This window comes from Kitasatospora sp. NPDC051984 (genome assembly GCF_044593455.1).
Taxonomy (GTDB): Bacteria; Actinomycetota; Actinomycetes; order Streptomycetales; family Streptomycetaceae; genus Kitasatospora.
The window spans coordinates 12,813-31,643 of sequence record NZ_JBIUCB010000038.1; the positions used below are offsets into that span (position 1 = coordinate 12,813).

Sequence of the window (18,831 nt, forward strand, 5' to 3'; positions counted from 1 at the left end):
CGCAGGTCACTTCGCGTACTCGGGGGTCATCGCCCCTGCCAGGGCGAGGTGCACGGCGGCCTCCTCCGTGCGGCCCTGGCGGGTGAGGGTGCGGCCGAGCAGGAGGCGGGCGTAGGAGTCGTCGGGGGACTGGGCGACGAGTTCCTCCAACATGGCGGCCGCGCGGCCGAGTTGGGCGGAGGCGAAGTAGGCGCGGGCGGCCAGCAGGCGGACGCTGGGCTCGTCGCCGTACTCGTCGAGCAGGGGGCGGAGGAGGGTCAGGGCGCCGAGCGGGTCGCGCTTGTCCATCAGGGCTTCGGCGTAGCGGAGACGCTCGACCTCGGCGGGGAGCTGCCGGGGCTGCTGGCCGGCGGCGTCGCGGAGGAAGCGGGTGATGGTCTCCGGCGACTGGGCGCCGGCCAGGGCCTGTCCGCCCACCACCAGGGTCGGCGAAGTGGCGACACCGCGGGCCTTGCCGATCAGCAGCAGCTCCTTGACCTGCTGGTCGGCGGCGCCGTCGGCCAGCAGCGCGGCGGCTTCGGGGAATCCGGCGTCGGTCGCGAGCTGCGCCAGTGTCTCGGGGTGGCTGATGTCGCGGCCCTCGGTGAAGTGCGCCTTCATGACGGCTTCGGCGAGGGTGTGCTGGAGTTCGGCGCCGCCGTGCCGGTGGGCGAGGGCGAGCAGCCGATGTGCGTCGTGGCTGCTGGCGCGCCAGGCGGCACCCCAGTTCGGTCCGAGCCCTTCGGCGGCGGCGATCTCGGCGATCGGAGGCGCCTGCGTGACCGGGCCGGGCCCGATGGCGCAAGCGGCTCCGGCGTAGTCCCGGTTGCCCAGGATGCCGAGGTCGCTGAGCAGTTCGTCCGCCGCCGAGCCCTCGAACGGCGTGGCGGGAACGGGCGCGGTCGGGTCGATGCGGAACGGCTGCCACAGCACCTCGACCGGTTCGCCGTCCCAGTCGGCGAGGGCCTTGTCCAGCCGTCGCTTGCCGATGTACGCCCAGGGGCAGACCGGGTCGGCCCAGATCTCGATTCGCATACTCGTGACAGTAAGCGACGCCTGTCGTTTAAGCAACACTCGTCGGTTACGCGACGGACGTCGTACAGTGAGCCGCATGAACCTGGACGACCCGCGCGCGCAGCGCACCCGAGCCCGGCTCCGGGAGGCGATCCTGGAGCTGGTCGCCGAGCAGGACCTGGACGCGATCACCATCTCCGCCGTTGCCAAGTGCGCCGGGATCAACCGGGCCACGGTCTACCAGCACTACCCGGACGTGCACGCGCTGGTGGTGGACGCGATGGACGGCCCGATCGCCGAGGTCGCCCGGGCGGTGCGCGTGTGCCCGGCCGACGCGCCGCCCGACCGGGCCCCCGAGGCCCTGGCCGGGCTGTTCGAGCACATCGCGGCCCGGGCCGCCGTCTACCGGTGCGCCCTGGGAGACCAGGGCAGCGCCGGCTTCGCCGGCCGGATGCGCGAACAGGTGACCGCCGCCCTGGCGGAACGCTTCCACGAGGGCAAGCGCCCCACCGGGTTCGACGACGTCCCGGTGGACGTGCACGCCGCCTACCTGGCCGGTGCCCTGCTGGGCGTCGTCACGCACTGGATCACCGGTGAACGCCCCGCTCCCGCCTCCGAGTTGGCGGCGGCGTTCTGGCGGCTGTTCCGCGCCTGAGTGAGAGTTTTTGACGATTCGTCGGATTGTGGCGGTGGATGCGCAGGTACAGATCAAGCCGCCTGCGGTCGAAAGCAGATCGCCGGGATCCTCGACGCCAGCGGGAACCTGTACATCGCCGGGAAGGTGATTACCGACCGGAAGGACCTGAGCTGGTAGCACCCGCCGACGGCGCAACTGGGCGGCGCGGAGCAGCGGACCGGGCCGCCCGTCGTCGTGTCCGGCCCCCGTATCTCGCTCAAAAACCGCTTGGGGCAAGGCCGTTGGAGCCGGTAGAAAGGCGGGGTTTGCCAGCGGAGCGAGAGCGAAGGAGCGGGACTGTGGCACTCCCGGAGGGAATGACGGTGCGCCCGGCGGTAGTTGACGATGCCGAGGCCGTGTGTGCGCTGCTCAATCAGGTGGACGAGATCGAAGTGGGCCGCGCCTTCACCGAGTTGCACGAGGTCGAGGAGGATCTCGGCCACCCTTCGGTGGACCTGGAGCGTGACTCCTGGCTGCTGCACGACGCCGACGGCCGGCTGGTCGGTTACGGCCTGGTCCGGGACCGTTCGGCGGGGGAGCGGATCAACCTCGACCAGTACCTGCTGCCCGGGTACACCGATGCCGGACTGTACCTGTTCGCGCTGATGGAGGCCCGCGGCGCCGAACTCGCCCGCGGCAACGGCGCCGACCGCGCCGTCCTGCACCTGATGCTCAACTCCCAACCCACCCTGGACACCGGCGCGTTGGCCGGTCGCGGCTGGCAGCACGTCCGCCGCCACCACGCGCTCAACCGCACCGTCGACCCGAAGACCGACCCGTTCCCGGATGCCCCGGCGGGCCTGCGGCTGCGCGCCTGCGCCACCGAGGACGACCGGCGCACCGCGCACCGGCTGATCCACGAGACCTTCGCCGAGCACTTCGACTTCCAGCCCCGCAGCTACGAGAAGTGGTGCGCGGACACCGGCGCGGACACCGCCGACTGGTCGCTGGTGTGGATCGCCGAGCTCGACGGCCACGGCGACGTCGCCGTGCTGCGCACCCGCGACGACCGGTCCGACATGGCCTGGGCCACCCAGATCGGCGTGCGCTCCGAGTTGCGTGGCCGGGGCCTCGGCAGCTACCTGCTGCGGTACTACTTCGCGTTCTACGCCGACCGCGGCCGCACCCGGGTCGGCCTCGGTGTCGACACCGACAACGCCACCGGCGCGCCCGCGCTGTACCGCAACGCCGGTATGGTGCTCGATTTCGCCGTCGACACCTGGGAGTTGACCGTCCCCACCACGTAAGAGCAAGGCCCTGCCCGCGACCGGAGCGGGGCGAAGTCCGGTCGCAGGCAGGTGTATTGACGGACCGTCAGCCGTTGGCGAGGGCCTGGACGCGGTCCAGGGCGCCGTTGAACCAGTTCTGGTCGCCGGGCAGGGTGCCGGAGTCGGCGTACTGCCAGATGGTCTGGTAGGACCAGCCGGCCGGCAGGGTGCCGACGGTGGAGGCGTAACGGGCCACCCACAGCGGGTTGGTGGCGCCGAAGGAGCTGTTGTTGCCGGTGCAGGTGGTCCACCAGTCGGTGGTGGTGTAGATCACCGGGTAGCGGCCGGTCTTGGTGTGCACGGTGTTGGAGAAGTCCCGGATCCAGTTGACCATGCCGGCCTGGCTCAGGCCGTAGCAGGTCGCGCCGTACGGGTTGTACTCGATGTCCAGCGCGGGCGGCAGGGTCTTGCCGTCCTTGGACCAGCCGCCGCCGTGCGCGACGAAGTACGCGGCCTGGGTGGCGCCGGAGGAGACGTTCGGCAGCGCGAAGTGGTAGGCGCCGCGGATCATTCCGGCGTTGTAGGAGCCGTTGTACTGCTGGGCGAACGAGGGGTTGGTGTAGGTGGTGCCCTCGGTGGCCTTGACGTAGGCGAACCGGCCGCCGTTGGCGTACGCGGTGCTCCAGGCGACGCTGCCCTGCCAGTTGGAGACGTCCATGCCCTTGGTCTGGGTGGCGGCCAGTGCGGCGACGGAGTTCGCGGTGGAGGCGGAAGTGTCCTTGCCCTCGTGGGCGGCGACGGTGGAACCCGCGTAGTCGAGCTCGGGGTGGAAGTTGGCGGGAGTGCTCGGCTTGGCGGCCTGGGCCGGGGAGGCGGCGGCGACCGCGCCGACCAGCAGGGCGGCGGACGCGACCGCGGTGGCGGCGCGACGGAACGTGCGGCTGGTGCCGGAAGCGGGCATGACGAGTCCTCAGTGGGGTGAAGGGGGAGGCCGATTTTCGGCCGCTGCGGAGCATATAGTCATGGACCCGTCAGTCAACAGAGTGTAGAAGCCACACATCGTCAGAACGTATGTAGAGCGGACAGACATAGGTGTCACTGCTGAACACCGGCGGTTCCACTGGATGTTGACACTACGACAGAGACCCCTTCCTGCTGGCGTAGCCGACCCCCCGGCGGTAGCGTGTCAACGCGCGTTCCACTGCCGGGATGCGCCGGCGAAGCGGAACCGGTGCGCCGGTGGACACGAACTGGGGGAGCGGTGGCGGACGGACGCCTGCTCGCAGTGAGCGACCTCCACGTCGGCGTCGCCGAGAACCGGCCGGTCCTCGACGCACTCCGACCAACAGGCCCGGACGACTGGCTGATTGTCGCCGGTGACGTCGCCGAACAGGTCGACGCCGTCGAAGGCACCCTGCGCTTCCTCGCCGGACGTTTCGCCAAGGTCATCTGGACGCCCGGCAACCACGAACTGTGGAGCACCACCCGCGATCCCGTCCCCATCGACGCCCCCGAGCGCTACCGCCAACTCGTCGAGCGCTGCCGGGAGATCGGCGTCGTCACCCCCGAGGACCCGTACCCCGTCTGGACCGGCCCCGGCGGCCCCTGCGCCATCGCCCCCGTGTTCACGCTCTACGACTACAGCTTCCGGGTGCCCGGCGTGCACACCAAGGCCGAGTCGCTGGCCCGCGCCCGCGAGAACGGAGTGGTCTGCACCGACGAGTACCGGCTCGGCCCCGCACCGTACGCGGGCGTCGAGGACTGGTGCCGGGAACGCGTCGAAGCCACCGAGAAAGCGCTCTCCGCACACGACCCGGAACTGCCGCTGGTACTCGTCAGCCACTGGCCACTGGACCGCCGCCCCACCGACGTCCTGTACTACCCCGACTTCGCCCAGTGGTGCGGCACCGAACTCACCGCCGACTGGCACCGCCGCTTCAACGTCGCCGCCGTGGTCTACGGCCACCTGCACATCCCGCGCACCACCTGGTACGAGGGCGTCCGCTTCGAAGAGGTCTCCCTCGGCTACCCCCGCGAGTGGCGCCGCCGCGGCCACCCGCGCGGACTGCTCCGCCAGATCCTGCCCTACCCCGGCCCCGCCGAGCAGCCCGTCCCCGCGAGCGAGCCGGCCTGAGCCAGGGCCTGTCCGGCCGATCTTGCCGGGCGCGCGCCGCCGGATCATCCCGCCTGGAAGCGGCCGGACAGGCCCGCGTTTCACGCGTACGTCCGGTCGTCGGACGGCCCCCGGGGCCGGGCAGGGCGCTGTGGCACGATGGCCGTTCCAGCACCTGTAAGGAGCGCACCACATGATCGCCGAGCCGACCGCCTCCCGTCCCGCCGACCTCGACGCCGTCTCCGGGCCGGCCTTCCGACCGGCCGGGGCGCAGGACGTGCCGGAGGTGGTCGCACTGGTCGAGTCCGCGTACCGGGGCGACGCCAGCCGGGCCGGCTGGACCACCGAGGCGGACCTGCTGGACGGCCAGCGCACCGACGAGGCCGCCGTGGCCGAACTGCTCACCCACCCCGAATCGGTGGTGCTGCTGGCCGAACAGGACGGCCGGCTGCTGGCCTGCTGCCACGTCGAACGGCGGGGCGCCACCGGCTACTTCGGCATGTTCTCGGTCTCCCCGGCCGCCCAGGGCGGCGGCCTCGGCCGCCAGGTACTGGCCCGCGCCGAGGGATGGGCCCGGGACGCCTGGGGCGTCACGACGATGGAGATGACCGTCATCGAACAGCGCCCCGACCTGATCGCCTGGTACGAGCGGCGCGGCTACACCCGCACCGGCGTGTACGAGCCGTTCCCGTACGGCGACGAGCGCTTCGGCCTCCCGCGCAGGCCCGACCTGCGCTTCGAGAAGCTGATCAAGTCGCTGTAACGGAAGCAGTGGTCAGCCGCCGGCGGGCCGCTCGCCGGACGCGGCGCGCCGCGTCCACTCCACGTACCGGCCGGACTCCCGCGTCAGGCCCACCAGGAACCACAGCAGCAGACCGGTGTCGTCGCTCCAGCCGAGCACCGGGATGAAGTCCGGGATCGCGTCGATCGGGCTGACCAGGTACACCGCCACCACGAAGGTCAACAGCAGCAGCTTGCCCGGCCCGACCCCCGAGTAGCGGCGCAGCAGCACGTCCCGGACCAGGCGCGGCAGCGCCCACACCCGCGCCGCCAACCCGGGCGCGCCCGGCTGCCGGGTTTCCCGGTACAGCCCCCACGCGGAGCGCGTCACCGCCAGGCCGTCCAGCCCGCGCACCCGCGCCGCCGCCTTGCCCTTGCCCATGCGGTCCTCCCGAGGAACCCTGCGAACTCCCCTCCACGGTACGGGACTGCCCACTTTTCCCACCGTCCGTGCCGGACCGGGGCCCGTCCGTGACACCCCCGGTGCGATCGGGGCCGAACGGTGACACCTGCGGCGGCATCGGCGGTGCGAGCGCGCGCGGCACCGGGACGCGGCCGAAGCTGGCGGCATGACGACCAAAAGCAACACCGGAAACGGGACCGGGACGGCCGACGAGCCCCTGGTGCGGGTCGCGGAGTTCCGCACCGACAGCCGCTACCGCCTCGTCCACTTCAAGGACGCCGGATGGAAACCGCTCGCCCCCGAGGAGTTCGAACCGGAGGTGAAACACCACTTCCCCGACCTCGACCCGCACGACCCCGTCCGGGTGCACTGGGACGACCGCCCCTGGCAGTGGCCCGCCTGGCACCCCGGCGAGGCCTGAACGGACTTGCCCAGGAACCCGCCGGCCGTTTCGACCGCCCGGCGGGTTCCGCACGTCAGCCGCGCAGCTGCGCCTCGATCGCCGCCACCAGCTCCGCCGACTCCGGCTCGGTCCGCGGCCGGAACCGGCCGACCGGCTCGCCGTCCGCACCCACCAGGAACTTCTCGAAGTTCCACTGGACGTCCCCGGCCTCGCCCGAGGCGTCCGCCAGCTCCGTCAGCCGCGCGTAGATCGGGTGCCGGCCGTCCCCGTTCACGTCGACCTTCTCGAACAGCGGGAACGACACCCCGTACGTGGTCGAGCAGAACTCCTGGATCTCCTCCGCCGACCCCGGCTCCTGCCCCGCGAACTGGTTGCACGGGAAGCCGAGCACGGTGAACCCGCGCTCCCCGTACGTCTGCTGCAACCGCTCCAGACCCGAGTACTGCGGCGTCAGCCCGCACTTCGACGCCACGTTCACCAGCAGCAGCACCTTGCCCCGGTAGTCCGCCAGCGACGACGGCTCGCCCGCCAGCGTCCGGATCGGAAGCTCGAACAGCGACTCCATACCCACCTGCCCTCTGTACGCCGGCCCCCGGACACCCCGGGACACCGGACGGGAACACCAACACCCCGAACCTACCCCGCCCGGCCCACCCGCCTCAGGATCTCGGGATCTTGTGGCCCGGCCGCCCGGGCCGATCGGCCCCTGGCCGGACCGGGTGGAGCGAGGTGCACTGGAAGGGAAACCCGCAGGCCGACGGAGGAGACCCCCCATGGCACCGCACACCGCGCCGAGCGAACATGGCGGCGCCCGACAGCTGCTCAGCGGCGGCGGCATCGAACCCGTCCTGCTCGGCGCGGTCGCCGTCGCCACCGCCGTCGGCCTGATCGCCTGGGCCGCCGGCGCCCACGGCTTCGCCGACCAGTGCTGGATCGTCGCCACCGCCGCCGCGATCGCCCCCGCCCTGATGTGGGTCGTCCAGGCCCTGCGGCGCGGCCGGGCGGGCGTCGACCTGATCGCCGTCCTCGCGCTGGTCGGCACCCTCGCCACCGGCGAGTACCTGGCCGGCGCGCTGATCGCCCTGATGCTCTCCGGCGGCCGCTGGCTCGACGCAGCCGCCGAACGCCGCGCCACCCGCGACCTGCGCGAACTGCTCCGGCACGCCCCCCGCACCGCCCGCCGGCGCACCGGCGACACCACCGAGACCGTCCCGCTCGCCGACATCCGGATCGGCGACCGGCTGATCGTCGGCCCCGGCGAAACCGTCCCCGTGGACGGCCGGATCACCGGCAGCCGCGCCGTCCTCGACGAGTCCGTGCTCACCGGCGAATCCGCCCAGGTCGCCCGCGCGGCCGGCGACCCCGTCCGCAGCGGCGCCGTCAACGCCGGCAGCGCCTTCGAGCTGCGCGCCACCGCCACCGAGGAACACAGCACCTACGCCGAAATCGTCCGCCTCACCCAGCAGGCCGGCGCCGAACGCGCCCCCGTCATCCGCCTCGCCGACCGCTACGCCGCCTGGTTCCTGCCGCTCGCCCTCGCCGCCGCCGGCCTGGCCTGGCTGATCTCCGGTGACGCGGTCCGCGCCGTCGCCGTCCTGGTCGTCGCCACCCCCTGCCCGCTGCTGCTCGCCGCACCCGTCGCCATCGTCTCCGGCATCTCGCGCGCCGCCCGCAAGGGCGTCGTGGTCCGCGACGGAGCCGCGCTGGAAACCCTCGGCCGGGCGCGCACCGTCTGCCTCGACAAGACCGGCACCCTCACCACCGGACGCCCCCGCGCCTTCGACATCGCCACCGCCCCCGGCCGCACCCCCGCCGAGGTCCTCGCGCTCGCCGCCGCCGTCGACCAGTACTCGCCGCACGTCCTCGCCGAAGCCATCACCGCCGCCGCCTCCGAACGCGGCCTCACCCTGCCCCCCGTCCACGAGGTCACCGAACAGCCCGGCCACGGCGCCCGCGCCACCCTCGCCGACGGCAGCACCGCCACCGTCGGACAACGCGACACCTCGCAGCTGCCTGCCTGGGCCCGCGCCGCCGACAACCGCGCCGCGCTCGACGGCGCCGCCGTCGCCTGGGTCGCCGTCGACGACCGGCCGATCGGCGCCGTCCTGCTCCGCGACCCCGTCCGGCACGACGCCCCGCGCACCGTCCGCCGCCTGCGCGGAGCCGGCGTCACCCGGCTGGTCATGATCACCGGCGACCGCCCCGAACCCGCCCGCGAAATCGCCGCCGTGGTCGGCCTCGACGAGGTCCGCGCCCGCCAGTCGCCCACCGACAAGGTCGCCGCCGTCCGCGCCGAACGCGAACGCGCCGTCACCGTCATGGTCGGCGACGGCGTCAACGACGCCCCCGCGCTCGCCGCCGCCGACGTCGGCGTCGCCATGGGCGCCCGCGGCGCCAGCGCCTCCTCCGAAGCCGCCGACATCGTCCTCACCGCCGACCGCGTCGACCGCCTCGCCGACGCCGCCCAGATCGCCACCCGCTCCCGCCGGATCGCCGTCCAGTCCGCGCTCGGCGGCATGCTGCTCTCCCTCGTCGCCATGGGCTTCGCCGGATTCGGCCTGCTACCGCCCGCCGCCGGCGCCCTGCTCCAGGAACTCATCGACATCGCCGTCATCCTCAACGCCCTGCGCGCCCTGCGCCCCGGGCCCGGCGTCGGACCGGAGATCACCGCCGACACCGAAGAACTGGTCCGCCGCTTCGCCGCCGAACACGACGACCTGCGCGATGTCCTGGAAGCCGTCCGCGACGCCGCCGACCGGCTCACCGCCGCCGACCCCGGCTCCGCCGACGCCCTCGCCGCCGTCCGGCACGTCGACCACCTGCTCACCACCCGGCTCCTCCCGCACGAGGAGGCCGAGGAACACGAGCTCTACCCCGCCCTCGCCGACGCCCTCGGCGGCCCCGAAACCACCGCCACCATGAGCCGCACCCACACCGAGATCCACCGCCTCGCCCACCGCATCACCACCCACCTCACCCACGCCGAACCCACCGGCGCCCTCGCCCCCGAACAGCACGACGACCTGCGCGCCTGCCTCTACGGCCTGCACTCCGTCCTGCAACTGCACTTCGCGCAGGAGGAGGAGAACTACTTCTCACTGAGCGCCGCCTGACGGATTGTCTTCTTGTCGCTACGGCACGCCGGACCGTCCGTCGAACGGCGGACGGTCCCGGGCCGGTGTGCGGACGCATGGTGCGATGAGGCCCCCCTGCCCCGCTCCCGAAACGGACAGCGATGACCACCTACACCGACCTGCGGGCGGTCTTCCTCAACTGCACCCTCAAGCGCTCCCCCGAACGCAGCCACACCCAAGGCCTCATCGACATCAGCGCCGACATCCTGCACCGCCAGGGCGTCCAGGTCGAACAGATCCGCGCCATCGACCACGACATCGCCACCGGCGTCTGGCCCGACATGACCGAACACGGCTGGGACACCGACGACTGGCCCATCCTCTACTCCCAGATCATGAACGCCGACATCCTCACCCTCGCCGGCCCGATCTGGCTCGGCGACAACTCTTCGGTGATGAAGCAGGTCGTCGAGCGGCTGTACGCCTGCTCCTCCATCCTCAACTCCCATGGCCAGTACGCCTATTACGGCCGCGTCGGCGGCTGCCTGATCACCGGCAACGAGGACGGCGCCAAGCACTGCGCGATGAACGTCCTCTACAGCCTCCAGCACCTGGGGTTCGTGATTCCGCCCCAGGCCGACGCGGGCTGGGTGGGGGAGGCCGGGCCCGGGCCGTCCTACCTGGACGAGGGATCGGGCGGGCCGGAGAACGACTTCACCAACCGCAACACCACGTTCATGACGTGGAACCAGCTGCACCTGGCGCGGATGCTCAAGGACGTGGGCGGCATTCCGGCGCACGGCAACCAGCGTTCGGAGTGGGACGCGGGCTGCCGCTTCGACTTCGAGAACCCCGAGCACCGCTGAACCGTCGGTTTTCAAAGACGAGGGTGGAACGCCCAAGTCATGCGCGGGTCGGGGGAGGCTTTGCCGCTGTTCGGAGCCAGGCTCTAGGGTGGCGCGGATGGTGACAGGGATGGCAGACCCCGACGGCGGGGCGGTGGGCCGGGGCGGACGGTTCCGTTTCGTGGGACGGCGACGCGAGCTCGGGGAGTTGATGGCCGCGCTGCGCCGGCCGCCCGCGGTCGTGCTGGTCGAGGGCGAGGCGGGGATCGGCAAGTCCCGCCTGGTCCGGGAGGCGTGCGCCGCGCTGCGGGCGGACGGGCTGCGGGTCCTGAACGGCAGCTGCCATCCGCTGCGTGAGCCGTTTCCGTACGGCCCCGTGGTGGACGCCCTCAGCGGGGCCGACCCGGCGGACACCGTCTTCCCGCCCAGCGTCGGCGCGCTGGCGCCGCTGCTGCCCGACCTGGCCGACCGGCTGCCGAGTGCTCCCTCCCGGCCGGCCGACGCTGCCGGGCAGCGCTTCCAATTGCGCCGCGCCGTACGCTCGTTCCTCACCGCACTCGGGCCGACCACCCTGGTCGTCGAGGACCTGCACTGGGCGGACGACGGTACCCGCGAACTGCTCCTGCTGCTCGCCCGCGACCTGCCGCCGCAGCTCAGCCTGGTACTCACCTATCGGGCCGAGGACCTGCCTCCCGGGACCTCCGTACTCGGCGCCGCCTACCGCCAGCCGCCCGGCACCGGGGGCTCGGTGATCCGGCTCGGCTCCCTCCTGGAGCCGGACGTCCAGGAGCTGACGGCCGCCGCGCTAGGCCCGCATGCCACCGCCGCGCTCGGCACCGCGCTGTACCGGCGCAGCGAGGGACTGCCGCTGGCCGCCGAGGAGGACCTGATCACCCTCGCCGGGCACATTGGTACGCACGGCTGTGCCGGGGCCGTGCAGCGCCTGCAGGACGCCGACGTCGCGCACGGACTGCGGGCCGCGGTCACCGAGCGGCTCGACAGGCTGTCCCCCGGCGCCGTGGCGGTCGCCGAGGCGGCGGCCGTCCTCGCGGCGCCGGCACCGGAGGACGTGCTGGTCGGCCTCACCGGGCTGGGCCCGGAGGAAGGCGCAGACGCGGTCACCGAGCTGCTCCGGGCGTCGCTGCTGCACGAGGTGGACCAGGCTGAGTACGCGTTCCGGCACGTGCTCGCCCAGCAGGTCGTCCACCGGCGCATCCCGGCCCCGGCCCGGGGCCGCCTGCACCGCCGGGCCGTTGAGGTACTTCGGGGACGCACCCCCGCACCGCTGGTTCAGATCGCCCACCACACGCTCGCCGCCGGTGACCGGACGGAGTGGCTCCTTCGGGCGCAGGAGGCCGCGGACGAGGCGATCGCCGTCAACGACGGCGGCACGGCCGCGGAGCTGCTGCGCCGAATGCTCGACCGTCCCGAGCTGGTGGCCGAGAGCCGCTCCCGGGCGGCCCTGGCGCTGGCCGGGATCGCCGCGTGCAGTGTGGACTTCCCCACGGACGCCCGGCTACTGCGCCGCCTGGTCGTCGACCCCCAGCTGCCCGAAGGAGTGCGCGGGGAGATCCGGCTCGGCCTGGGCCTGGGCATGCTGAACGAGACTGCGGATCCCGCAGGGTTCGACGAGGTGGAGCGCGCCACCGCCGAGCTGGTGTCCAGCCGCCCCGGGCTCGCCGTCCGGGCGATGGTTGCGCTGGTACTCAGAGACGGCAACGGCCCGGCGTATGCCCGCTCCTGGCTGGAGCGGGCCGAGGAGGCCGTCCAGGTGAACGGGACCGAGGCGATGAAGACCGCTGTGCAGGGCACCCGGATCACCCTGATGGCCGGTCGGGCAGACCCCTCGCTGTGGGAGTTCGTGGATCGACTGCCGCGCGGGACGGGCGACCGGGAGGTGCTGCTTCAGACGGCACGCACCCTGCACAACGTCGGCAACGTCGCCACGTACCTGGGCCATGACCGGCGAGCCGCCGCGTTGATGGCCGAGGCCGGGCAGGTGGCCGCGCGGGTTCCCAGCCCGATCACGGCGTTCCTGTCGCGCGGTTCGCTGTTGCGGCTGGACGTCCTCGCCGGGCGGTGGGAGGGGTTGGCGGAGCGCCTGGACGCGCTCGTCGAGGAGTACCCCACGGCGCTGGCGGTGCACGTCGAGCGGGCTCTGCTGACCGGCAACCTTGCGGCGGCCCGGGGGCAGTACGCCAGGGCACTCGAACTGCTCGGCGAGGCCGCCCGGATCGGCGCGGACCTGCAAATGGTGGGTCACGAGCTGCGGGCCGCCGCCGGGCTGGCCACCGTCCACCTGCTCAAGGGCGACGCCCTGCGGGCCCGGACGGCCGCCGAGCGGGCCGTCGCCACCGTCCGGCGGGCCGAGGCCTGGCCGCGGGCGGCCGGGCTGCTGTCGGCCGCGGTCGAGGCGGCGCTGGCCTCCGGCGACCGTGCGGACGCCGAGCGGCTGGCCGCCGAGACCGGGCGCGGGCTGGAGGGGTGCGACGCCCCGGCCGCGGCGGCCGACCTCCAGGTCGTGCACGGTCTGCTGCGCCGGGAGGCGGAACCGGAAGCCGCCGCGCGGTGCTTCGCCGGGGCGGCGGACCGGTGGCGGGAGATCGGGCGGCCGTACGAGCGGGCCCGCACGCTGGAGCGGCAGGGTGGCGCGCTGCTGCCGGCAGATCCCGGCGCGGCGGCGGCGCCGATCACCGAGGCGCTCGACCTCTTCACGGACCTGGGGGCCGTCGGCGACGCCGCACGCTGCGGGCAGGTCCTGCGCGATCTCGGCGTCGTCCGCCGAGGGCCGGGCCGGCGTGGGTACGGGGGCAGTCTCTCGCCGCGCGAGCACGAGGTCGCCGCGCTGCTCGCCGCCGGCGCCACCAACCAGCGGGTCGCCGAGGCCCTGTTCCTGTCGCCGCGCACGGTGGAGAACCACGTGGCCAAGGTGCTGCGCAAGCTCGGTACGGGCCGCCGGCAGGTCGCGGAGGTGTATTCGGAGCGCCCGGACGCCGGGTGAACCGGCCCTGCCACGACGAAGCCGCCGCCCGGGGTACGGGCGGCGGCGTCCGCTGCGAGTGGAGGCGAGCATCGCCCGTTCGCAGCGGTGGCCCGGCACCGGGTGGCCCCCTCCAGCCATCCGGTGCCGGGAATCGGTGACGGCCCGTCGGTCTCCGCTCAGGCGGTGGTCCACTGCTGGTTGAGCTTGTCGCTGCCGCCGCAGGTCCACTGGACGACCAGGGCGCCGGCGGACTGCGAGTTGGCGGTGACGTCCAGGCACTTCCCGCTGTTCACGGACACCAGCTGGTGCGCGCCGCTGCCGGTGACCGGCGCCATGCGCCACTGCTGGTTGGGCTTGCCGGTGCCGCAGGTCCACTGGACGACCTGCGCGCCGTCCGCGGTGGAGGCGCCGGTGACGTCCAGGCACTTCCCGCTGTTCGCGGAGACCAGCTGGTAGGTGTCGGCGGCGACCGGGACGAGCTGCCACTGCTGGTTGGCCTGGGTGCCGCAGGTCCACTGGACGATCTGGGCGTCGTCGGCGGTGGAGGCCCCGGCGACGTCCAGGCACATCGAACTGTTGACGTTGATCAGCTTGTTGATGGCCGGGCCGGCCAGCGGGGTGACGGCGAGGTTGGCGAAATCGGCGTTCTGGAAGCCGCCGACGCCCAGGCCGAGCTGCCCGGTGAGGTGGCTGTAGTCGGTGACCGAGGCGACCTGGACGTGGTCGACGGACGCGGTGATCGACGGTCCCTGCATGGCCAGTGACAGGTGGTGCCAGGTGCCCGCGCCGCCGCCGGAGTAGCTGCCGGTGGCGAGGGTGGTGTCGGTGCCGGAGGCGCTCTCGGTGAACAGCGTCCAGCTGCCGGTGCTGGTGATCTGCAGGTGGTAGGCGGAGTGGTCGTGGTCGATGTGGTCGAGCCGGCCCAGCAGCTCCGCGGAGCCGGACTGCTCCAACTGCACGTCCACGTCGGCCTGGTAGCTGGTCCAGTTCGGGTCGCCGACCAGGGTCAGCGGGGTGTACCCCATGTCGGTGTGCCACGGGATGGGCGCGGTGGTGAGCACCTGGCGCGCGCAGCCGGCGGTGCCGGCGCCGGCCGGGCACGGGGCGGTCTCGAACGCGCCCGCCCAGTCGTGGAAGTACGGGACGGCCGCGCCGGCCCTGGCGGTGCTCAGGTCGGCGGCGTAGGGCAGCGGGAAGGCGCTTCCGGCGGGCGGCACGGCGGTGCCCTTGCCCTGTCCGGTGGTGGTGGTCAGGGTGTAGAGGTAGCCGGGCTGCGCGGTGAAGGAGTACGCGCCGTTCTTCGGCGTGATGTCCTGGGTGTGCTGGAACCACCGGCCGGGGTCGGTGGAGGCCATGTCGGTCGCCCACACGTGGACGGACTTGCCGGACAGGCCGCCGGTCACCTTCAGACTGACGGTGGCCGCGGCCGACGCGTCGGTGGTCTCGATGATCGTGCTGTAGTCCTTGCCGGACTTGAGCGTCACGTAACTGCCGCTGTGCGCATCGCCGTTGAGGCCGGTGCCGGGCAGGTAGCCGCTCGCGCTGTCGAGGTACTGCCAGCCGGGCTGGGCGAACTGCGTGGTGTGGGCCATCGCCCAGATGTCGCGGCCCACCGTGTAGGAGCCCGACCACGGCTGGTCCGCGGTCATCAGGCCCGCGCCGTAGTACGGCAGGTGGGCGGGCCAGGAGCTGACCAGCGCCCACTTGATGTCGGCGGTGACCCGCGCGTCGATGTACTCGCGGTTCAGGTTGCGGGCCAGCGCCGTCGGGTTGGCGCCGTAGCTGTCGTTGTCGTCCTCGGACTGCCAGATCGGCTTGTTCAGGCCGAGGGCGGTGCTGTTGCCCGGGCAGCCGGTGTACACCGGGGTGGAGTGCCAGCAGACGCCGTGCGCGCCGATCACCGCGACGGCCCGGTTGAAGGCCTGGTCGGTGGCGAGGTCGGTGGCGACCGCCCAACTGGGGTCGTCGGTGTCTGCGGCCACCAGCTTGGTGCCGCTGTGGCCGCTGCCGTCGAGGGCGGAGCGCAGGTTGACGAACCAGGCCTTGTCGTACCCGATCTCGTTCCAGCCGCCGAGGTAGCCGACGGAGAGCCCGTGGCTGTCGGCGCAGCCGAGCCACTTGGTCAGGTAGTCGATGTTGTCCTTGGACCACATGCCGCCGTCGAACCAGCCGGGGCCGGCCCACTCCAGTCCGTAGAACGTGATGGCGGGGTTGCGCTGCTTGGCCTGCGCCATCAGCCACCACTCGTAGCCGCGGTTGCAGTCGAGGTCGGTGCGGCTGCGCATGTGGCTGGGCTCGGGGCCGTCGCTGGAGTTGGCGTCGGCACCGATCTCCACCTTGAGTATCTGCAGGTTGGCGCCGTAGCCGGGCTTGAACAGGTAGTCCAGGATCTGGGAGCGCTGCGGTTCCGGGTAGTCGACCAGCAGACGGGAGGTGGCGCCGCCGCCGCTGATCGCGCCCATGCCGTCGAAGGTCCGCCCGGCGGAGGTCCCGTCGATCGTCACGGTCTGGCCGGCGGGGGCGGTCGCGGCGGCGGCCGGTGCGGAGATCGGGGGCAGGACGGCGGCGGCGAGGGCGAGGCCGAGTGCCGCTGCGCCGGTGGCTGCACGGCGCAGCGGCGCGGGAAGGCGTTTCACGGGGTGCTTCCTGTCTGTCGGCGGGAGGGGGGAAGCGTCAGGCGGGGAGGCCGACTGCGCGTTCGCGGGTGCGGCGCTGCTGGATGACCACGGCGGCGACCAGCAGGGTGCCCTGGGCGACGTTCTGCCAGAAGGTGTTGATGCCCTGGACGGTGAGTCCGTTCTGCAGGGCGCCGAGCAGGGCGACGGCCAGCAGGGTGCCGCCGATGCTGCCTTTGCCGCCCTTGAGGGCGCAGCCGCCGAGGGCGGCGGCGGTGATGGACTGGAGTTCCAGGCCCTCGCTGCCGGAGACCGGCTGGCCGCTTCCGGTGCGGGCGGTGAGCAGCACGCCGGCGAGGGCGGCGACGGCGCCGCTGAGCGCGTAGGCCGCGATCAGGTACTTGTTGAGGTTGATGCCGGCCAGCCGGGCGGCGGTGTCGTTGCCGCCGATGGCGTAGATGTTGCGGCCGATGTCGGTGTACGTGAGCAGCACGTGGACGGCGGCGGCGACCAGGATCAGGATCCACACCATGGTCGGCAGGCCGGCGATCTTGCCGCGGCTGAGGAAGACGAACACCGGGTCGCCGAGCACGTAGCCCTGCGCCCGTCCGTCGGAGACGAGTTGGGCCACGCCCTTGTACGCGGCGAGGCCGGCCAGGGTGGCGATGGTCGGGTTGACCCGGCCGTAGATGATCACCGCGCCGTTGAGCAGGCCGACGGCCGCGCCGAGCGCGAGCGCGGCGCCGATGCCGGCGGGGGCGCTGGAGCCGGCGGCGGTGAACACCATCGCGGAGACCACGGAGGCGAGGCCGGCCTGCGAGCCGACCGAGATGTCCAGGCCGCCGCAGATGATGACGACGGTCTGCACGACGGCCAGCAGGCCGGCGATGGTGGCGGCCTCGGCGATCACCTGGATGTTGTCCCAGCCGAGGAAGTTGGCGTTGAGCGAGCCGAACAGCGCGACGACGGCGACGAGCGCGCCGATCAGGCTGAGGTTCTGCCCGCCGACGGCGCCGAGGAGCGCACGCGCGCCGCCGGTGCGCTGCTGCGGTGCGGTGGTGGGGGCGGTGCTGGTGGTCATGCGGTTGCTCCGGTGTTGGCGGGGACGTCGGTCGGGTCGTCGGTGGACAGGTCCTCGGCCATGGCGAGGGCGAGGATGGCCTCCTCGGAGGCTTCGTCGCGGGTCAGCCGGCCGGTCACCCGGCCGTTCTGCATGACGACGACGCGGTCGGCGAGGCCGAGGACCTCGGGGAGTTCGGAGGAGATGACCAGCACCGCGACGCCCTCGCGGGCGAGGTCCGCGATGATCCGGTAGATCTCGGCCTTGGCGCCGATGTCCACGCCGCGGGTGGGTTCGTCCAGGATCAGCAGGTCGGGTCGTCGGGCCAGCCAGCGGGCCAGCACCACCTTCTGCTGGTTGCCGCCGGACAGGGTGCGGACCTCGGTCTCGATCGAGGGGGCGCGCACCCGCAGCCGGTCGGCATAGCGCTGGGCGAGTTCCTTCTCCGCACGGGTCTTGACGAAGCGTCGGCGGCGCAGCCTGTCCAGGCTGACCAGCGAGGTGTTGTCGCGGATGGTGCGGTGCAGGAACAGCGCCTGGGCCTTGCGCTCCTCGGGGGCGAGGCCGATGCCGGCCCGGATCGCGGCCCGCGGGCTGCTCAGGCGCACCTCCTGGCCGGAGAGGCTGACCGTGCCGGAGTGGATCGGGGCGTCGCCGGCCAGGGCGAGGGCGAGTTCGGAGCGCCCGGCGCCGATCAGGCCGGCCAGGGCGACGACCTCGCCGGCGTGCACGGTGAGGGAGACGTCCTGGACGTCGTCGGTGCACAGGCGGTCCACGTCGAGCACCACCCGGTCGGTGGCGACGTTCTGCCGGACGAACAGCGCGGACAGGTCGCGGCCGACCATCAGCCGGACCAGTTCGCTCTCGTCGGTGTCGGCGGCCTCGACCACGCCGGCCAGCGTGCCGTCGCGCAGGACGGCGATGCGGTCGGCGAGTTGGAAGATCTCCTTCATCCGGTGCGAGACGTAGATGACGGCGATGCCGTCCTCGCGCAGCCGCCGGATGAGCGCGAACAGCGCGTCCACCTCGTGTTCGGACAGCGAGGAGGTGGGTTCGTCGAAGGCGATCGCCCGGGGCGGGGTGCGGCCGGTGAGGGCGCGCAGGATCTCGACCAACTGCCGCTGGGCCGGGGTGAGTTCGGAGCCGAGGAGGTCGGGGTCGAGGACCTTGGCAAAGCCCAGGCGCTCCAGGTCGGCGGTGATCCGGCGGCGCAGTTCGGCGCGGTCCAGTCGGCGGCCGGCCCGGCGCGGCAGGGATCCGGCGTAGACGTTCTCGGCGACCGACACGTGCGGGACGATCTCGGGTTCCTGCGGGATGATCCGGATTCCGGCGCGGCGGGCGTCGGTCGGCGAGTTCAGTTCGAGCGGCTCGCCGTCCAGCAGCACCCGGCCCTCGCTGGGCCGGTGATCGCCCGTCAGGATGCGCAGCAGGGTGGACTTTCCGGCGCCGTTCTCGCCCATCAGGGCGGTGACCCGGCCGGGCGGGAAGTCCAGGTCGATGCCGTTCAGCGCCTGGACGGCGCCGAAGTTCTTGCCGATGTTCTCGGCGGTCAGGCCGGCGGGTGCGGCGGGCGAGCGGCTGGGTGTGGTCATCGTGGCCTCAACTGGCGTTGCGGATCAGGCAGTTCCAAGTGCGGGGTGCCCCTGCGGGCAGCGTGGTACGGGCCGGTGCGGCGCCA

At 72.9% G+C, this 18,831-nt stretch carries 16 protein-coding genes; 9 read left to right on the top strand and 7 right to left on the bottom strand.

The window, feature by feature from the left end:
* Positions 1 to 6 precede the first annotated feature (6 nt).
* Positions 7 to 1,014 carry a DsbA family protein gene (locus tag ACIHEI_RS35330; protein ID WP_396609649.1) on the bottom strand — a complete coding sequence of 336 codons (1,008 nt, stop codon included), beginning with the start codon at positions 1,012 to 1,014 and terminating at the stop codon, positions 7 to 9.
* Between the two features lie 76 nt (positions 1,015 to 1,090).
* On the opposite strand from ACIHEI_RS35330, the gene ACIHEI_RS35335 reads away from it, so the two are divergent.
* The 3 genes from ACIHEI_RS35335 (at position 1,091) to ACIHEI_RS35345 (ending at position 2,916) form a co-directional block, all read left to right on the top strand.
* Positions 1,091 to 1,648: a TetR/AcrR family transcriptional regulator gene (locus ACIHEI_RS35335; RefSeq protein WP_396609650.1), complete on the top strand. Its 558-nt coding sequence runs from the start codon at positions 1,091 to 1,093 to the stop codon at positions 1,646 to 1,648.
* The gene (locus ACIHEI_RS35340) at positions 1,649 to 1,807 is read left to right on the top strand and encodes a DUF6342 family protein (protein WP_396609651.1); all 159 of its coding nucleotides are present in this window, start codon (positions 1,649 to 1,651) and stop codon (positions 1,805 to 1,807) included.
* A 179-nt stretch (positions 1,808 to 1,986) separates the two neighbouring features.
* Positions 1,987 to 2,916 carry a GNAT family N-acetyltransferase gene (locus ACIHEI_RS35345; RefSeq protein ID WP_396609669.1) on the top strand — a complete coding sequence of 310 codons (930 nt, stop codon included), beginning with the start codon at positions 1,987 to 1,989 and terminating at the stop codon, positions 2,914 to 2,916.
* Between the two features lie 67 nt (positions 2,917 to 2,983).
* On the opposite strand, the gene ACIHEI_RS35350 is transcribed toward ACIHEI_RS35345, so the two are convergent.
* Positions 2,984 to 3,838 (bottom strand): lysozyme, encoded by an 855-nt coding sequence (locus ACIHEI_RS35350; protein ID WP_396609652.1) that lies wholly within the window; start codon positions 3,836 to 3,838, stop codon positions 2,984 to 2,986.
* A 270-nt stretch (positions 3,839 to 4,108) separates the two neighbouring features.
* Between ACIHEI_RS35350 and ACIHEI_RS35355 the strand changes: the two genes are divergently transcribed.
* Both ACIHEI_RS35355 and ACIHEI_RS35360 read left to right on the top strand, forming a co-directional pair.
* Positions 4,109 to 5,011, top strand: a complete 903-nt coding sequence (locus ACIHEI_RS35355; RefSeq protein WP_396609653.1) for a metallophosphoesterase family protein — start codon at positions 4,109 to 4,111, stop codon at positions 5,009 to 5,011.
* A 172-nt stretch (positions 5,012 to 5,183) separates the two neighbouring features.
* Positions 5,184 to 5,753: a GNAT family N-acetyltransferase gene (locus ACIHEI_RS35360; RefSeq protein WP_396609654.1), complete on the top strand. Its 570-nt coding sequence runs from the start codon at positions 5,184 to 5,186 to the stop codon at positions 5,751 to 5,753.
* A gap of 12 nt (positions 5,754 to 5,765) precedes the next feature.
* On the opposite strand, the gene ACIHEI_RS35365 is transcribed toward ACIHEI_RS35360, so the two are convergent.
* Positions 5,766 to 6,152, bottom strand: a complete 387-nt coding sequence (locus ACIHEI_RS35365) for a YkvA family protein (RefSeq protein ID WP_396609655.1) — start codon at positions 6,150 to 6,152, stop codon at positions 5,766 to 5,768.
* Between the two features lie 187 nt (positions 6,153 to 6,339).
* Here ACIHEI_RS35365 and ACIHEI_RS35370 point away from each other — a divergent pair, with 187 nt between their 5' ends.
* Positions 6,340 to 6,594, top strand: a complete 255-nt coding sequence (locus ACIHEI_RS35370; RefSeq protein WP_387642634.1) for a hypothetical protein — start codon at positions 6,340 to 6,342, stop codon at positions 6,592 to 6,594.
* A gap of 55 nt (positions 6,595 to 6,649) precedes the next feature.
* Here ACIHEI_RS35370 and ACIHEI_RS35375 read toward each other — a convergent pair whose 3' ends face one another.
* On the bottom strand, positions 6,650 to 7,141 hold the full coding sequence (locus ACIHEI_RS35375; protein ID WP_387643029.1) for a glutathione peroxidase: 492 nt from the start codon (positions 7,139 to 7,141) through the stop codon (positions 6,650 to 6,652).
* 208 nt (positions 7,142 to 7,349) lie between these two features.
* On the opposite strand from ACIHEI_RS35375, the gene ACIHEI_RS35380 reads away from it, so the two are divergent.
* From ACIHEI_RS35380 to ACIHEI_RS35390, 3 genes are all read left to right on the top strand, one after another.
* Complete coding sequence (locus tag ACIHEI_RS35380) at positions 7,350 to 9,689, top strand: heavy metal translocating P-type ATPase (protein ID WP_396609656.1); 2,340 nt, start codon at positions 7,350 to 7,352, stop codon at positions 9,687 to 9,689.
* Positions 9,690 to 9,811: 122 nt separating this feature from the next.
* The gene (locus ACIHEI_RS35385) at positions 9,812 to 10,516 is read left to right on the top strand and encodes a flavodoxin family protein (RefSeq protein ID WP_396609657.1); all 705 of its coding nucleotides are present in this window, start codon (positions 9,812 to 9,814) and stop codon (positions 10,514 to 10,516) included.
* Positions 10,517 to 10,625: 109 nt separating this feature from the next.
* Positions 10,626 to 13,496, top strand: coding sequence for an ATP-binding protein (locus ACIHEI_RS35390; protein WP_396609658.1), 2,871 nt, complete (start codon positions 10,626 to 10,628; stop codon positions 13,494 to 13,496).
* A 158-nt stretch (positions 13,497 to 13,654) separates the two neighbouring features.
* On the opposite strand, the gene ACIHEI_RS35395 is transcribed toward ACIHEI_RS35390, so the two are convergent.
* The 3 genes from ACIHEI_RS35395 to ACIHEI_RS35405 are packed head-to-tail and all read right to left on the bottom strand — an operon-like array spanning position 13,655 to position 18,745.
* Entirely contained in the window at positions 13,655 to 16,114 is a 2,460-nt protein-coding gene (locus tag ACIHEI_RS35395; RefSeq protein WP_396609659.1) for an RICIN domain-containing protein, read from the bottom strand.
* 37 nt (positions 16,115 to 16,151) lie between these two features.
* The gene (locus ACIHEI_RS35400; protein ID WP_396609660.1) at positions 16,152 to 17,174 is read right to left on the bottom strand and encodes an ABC transporter permease; all 1,023 of its coding nucleotides are present in this window, start codon (positions 17,172 to 17,174) and stop codon (positions 16,152 to 16,154) included.
* The gene (locus tag ACIHEI_RS35405) at positions 17,171 to 18,745 is read right to left on the bottom strand and encodes a sugar ABC transporter ATP-binding protein (protein ID WP_396609661.1); all 1,575 of its coding nucleotides are present in this window, start codon (positions 18,743 to 18,745) and stop codon (positions 17,171 to 17,173) included. The genes ACIHEI_RS35400 and ACIHEI_RS35405 overlap by 4 nt, the downstream gene beginning before the upstream one ends.
* Positions 18,746 to 18,831 lie beyond the last annotated feature (86 nt).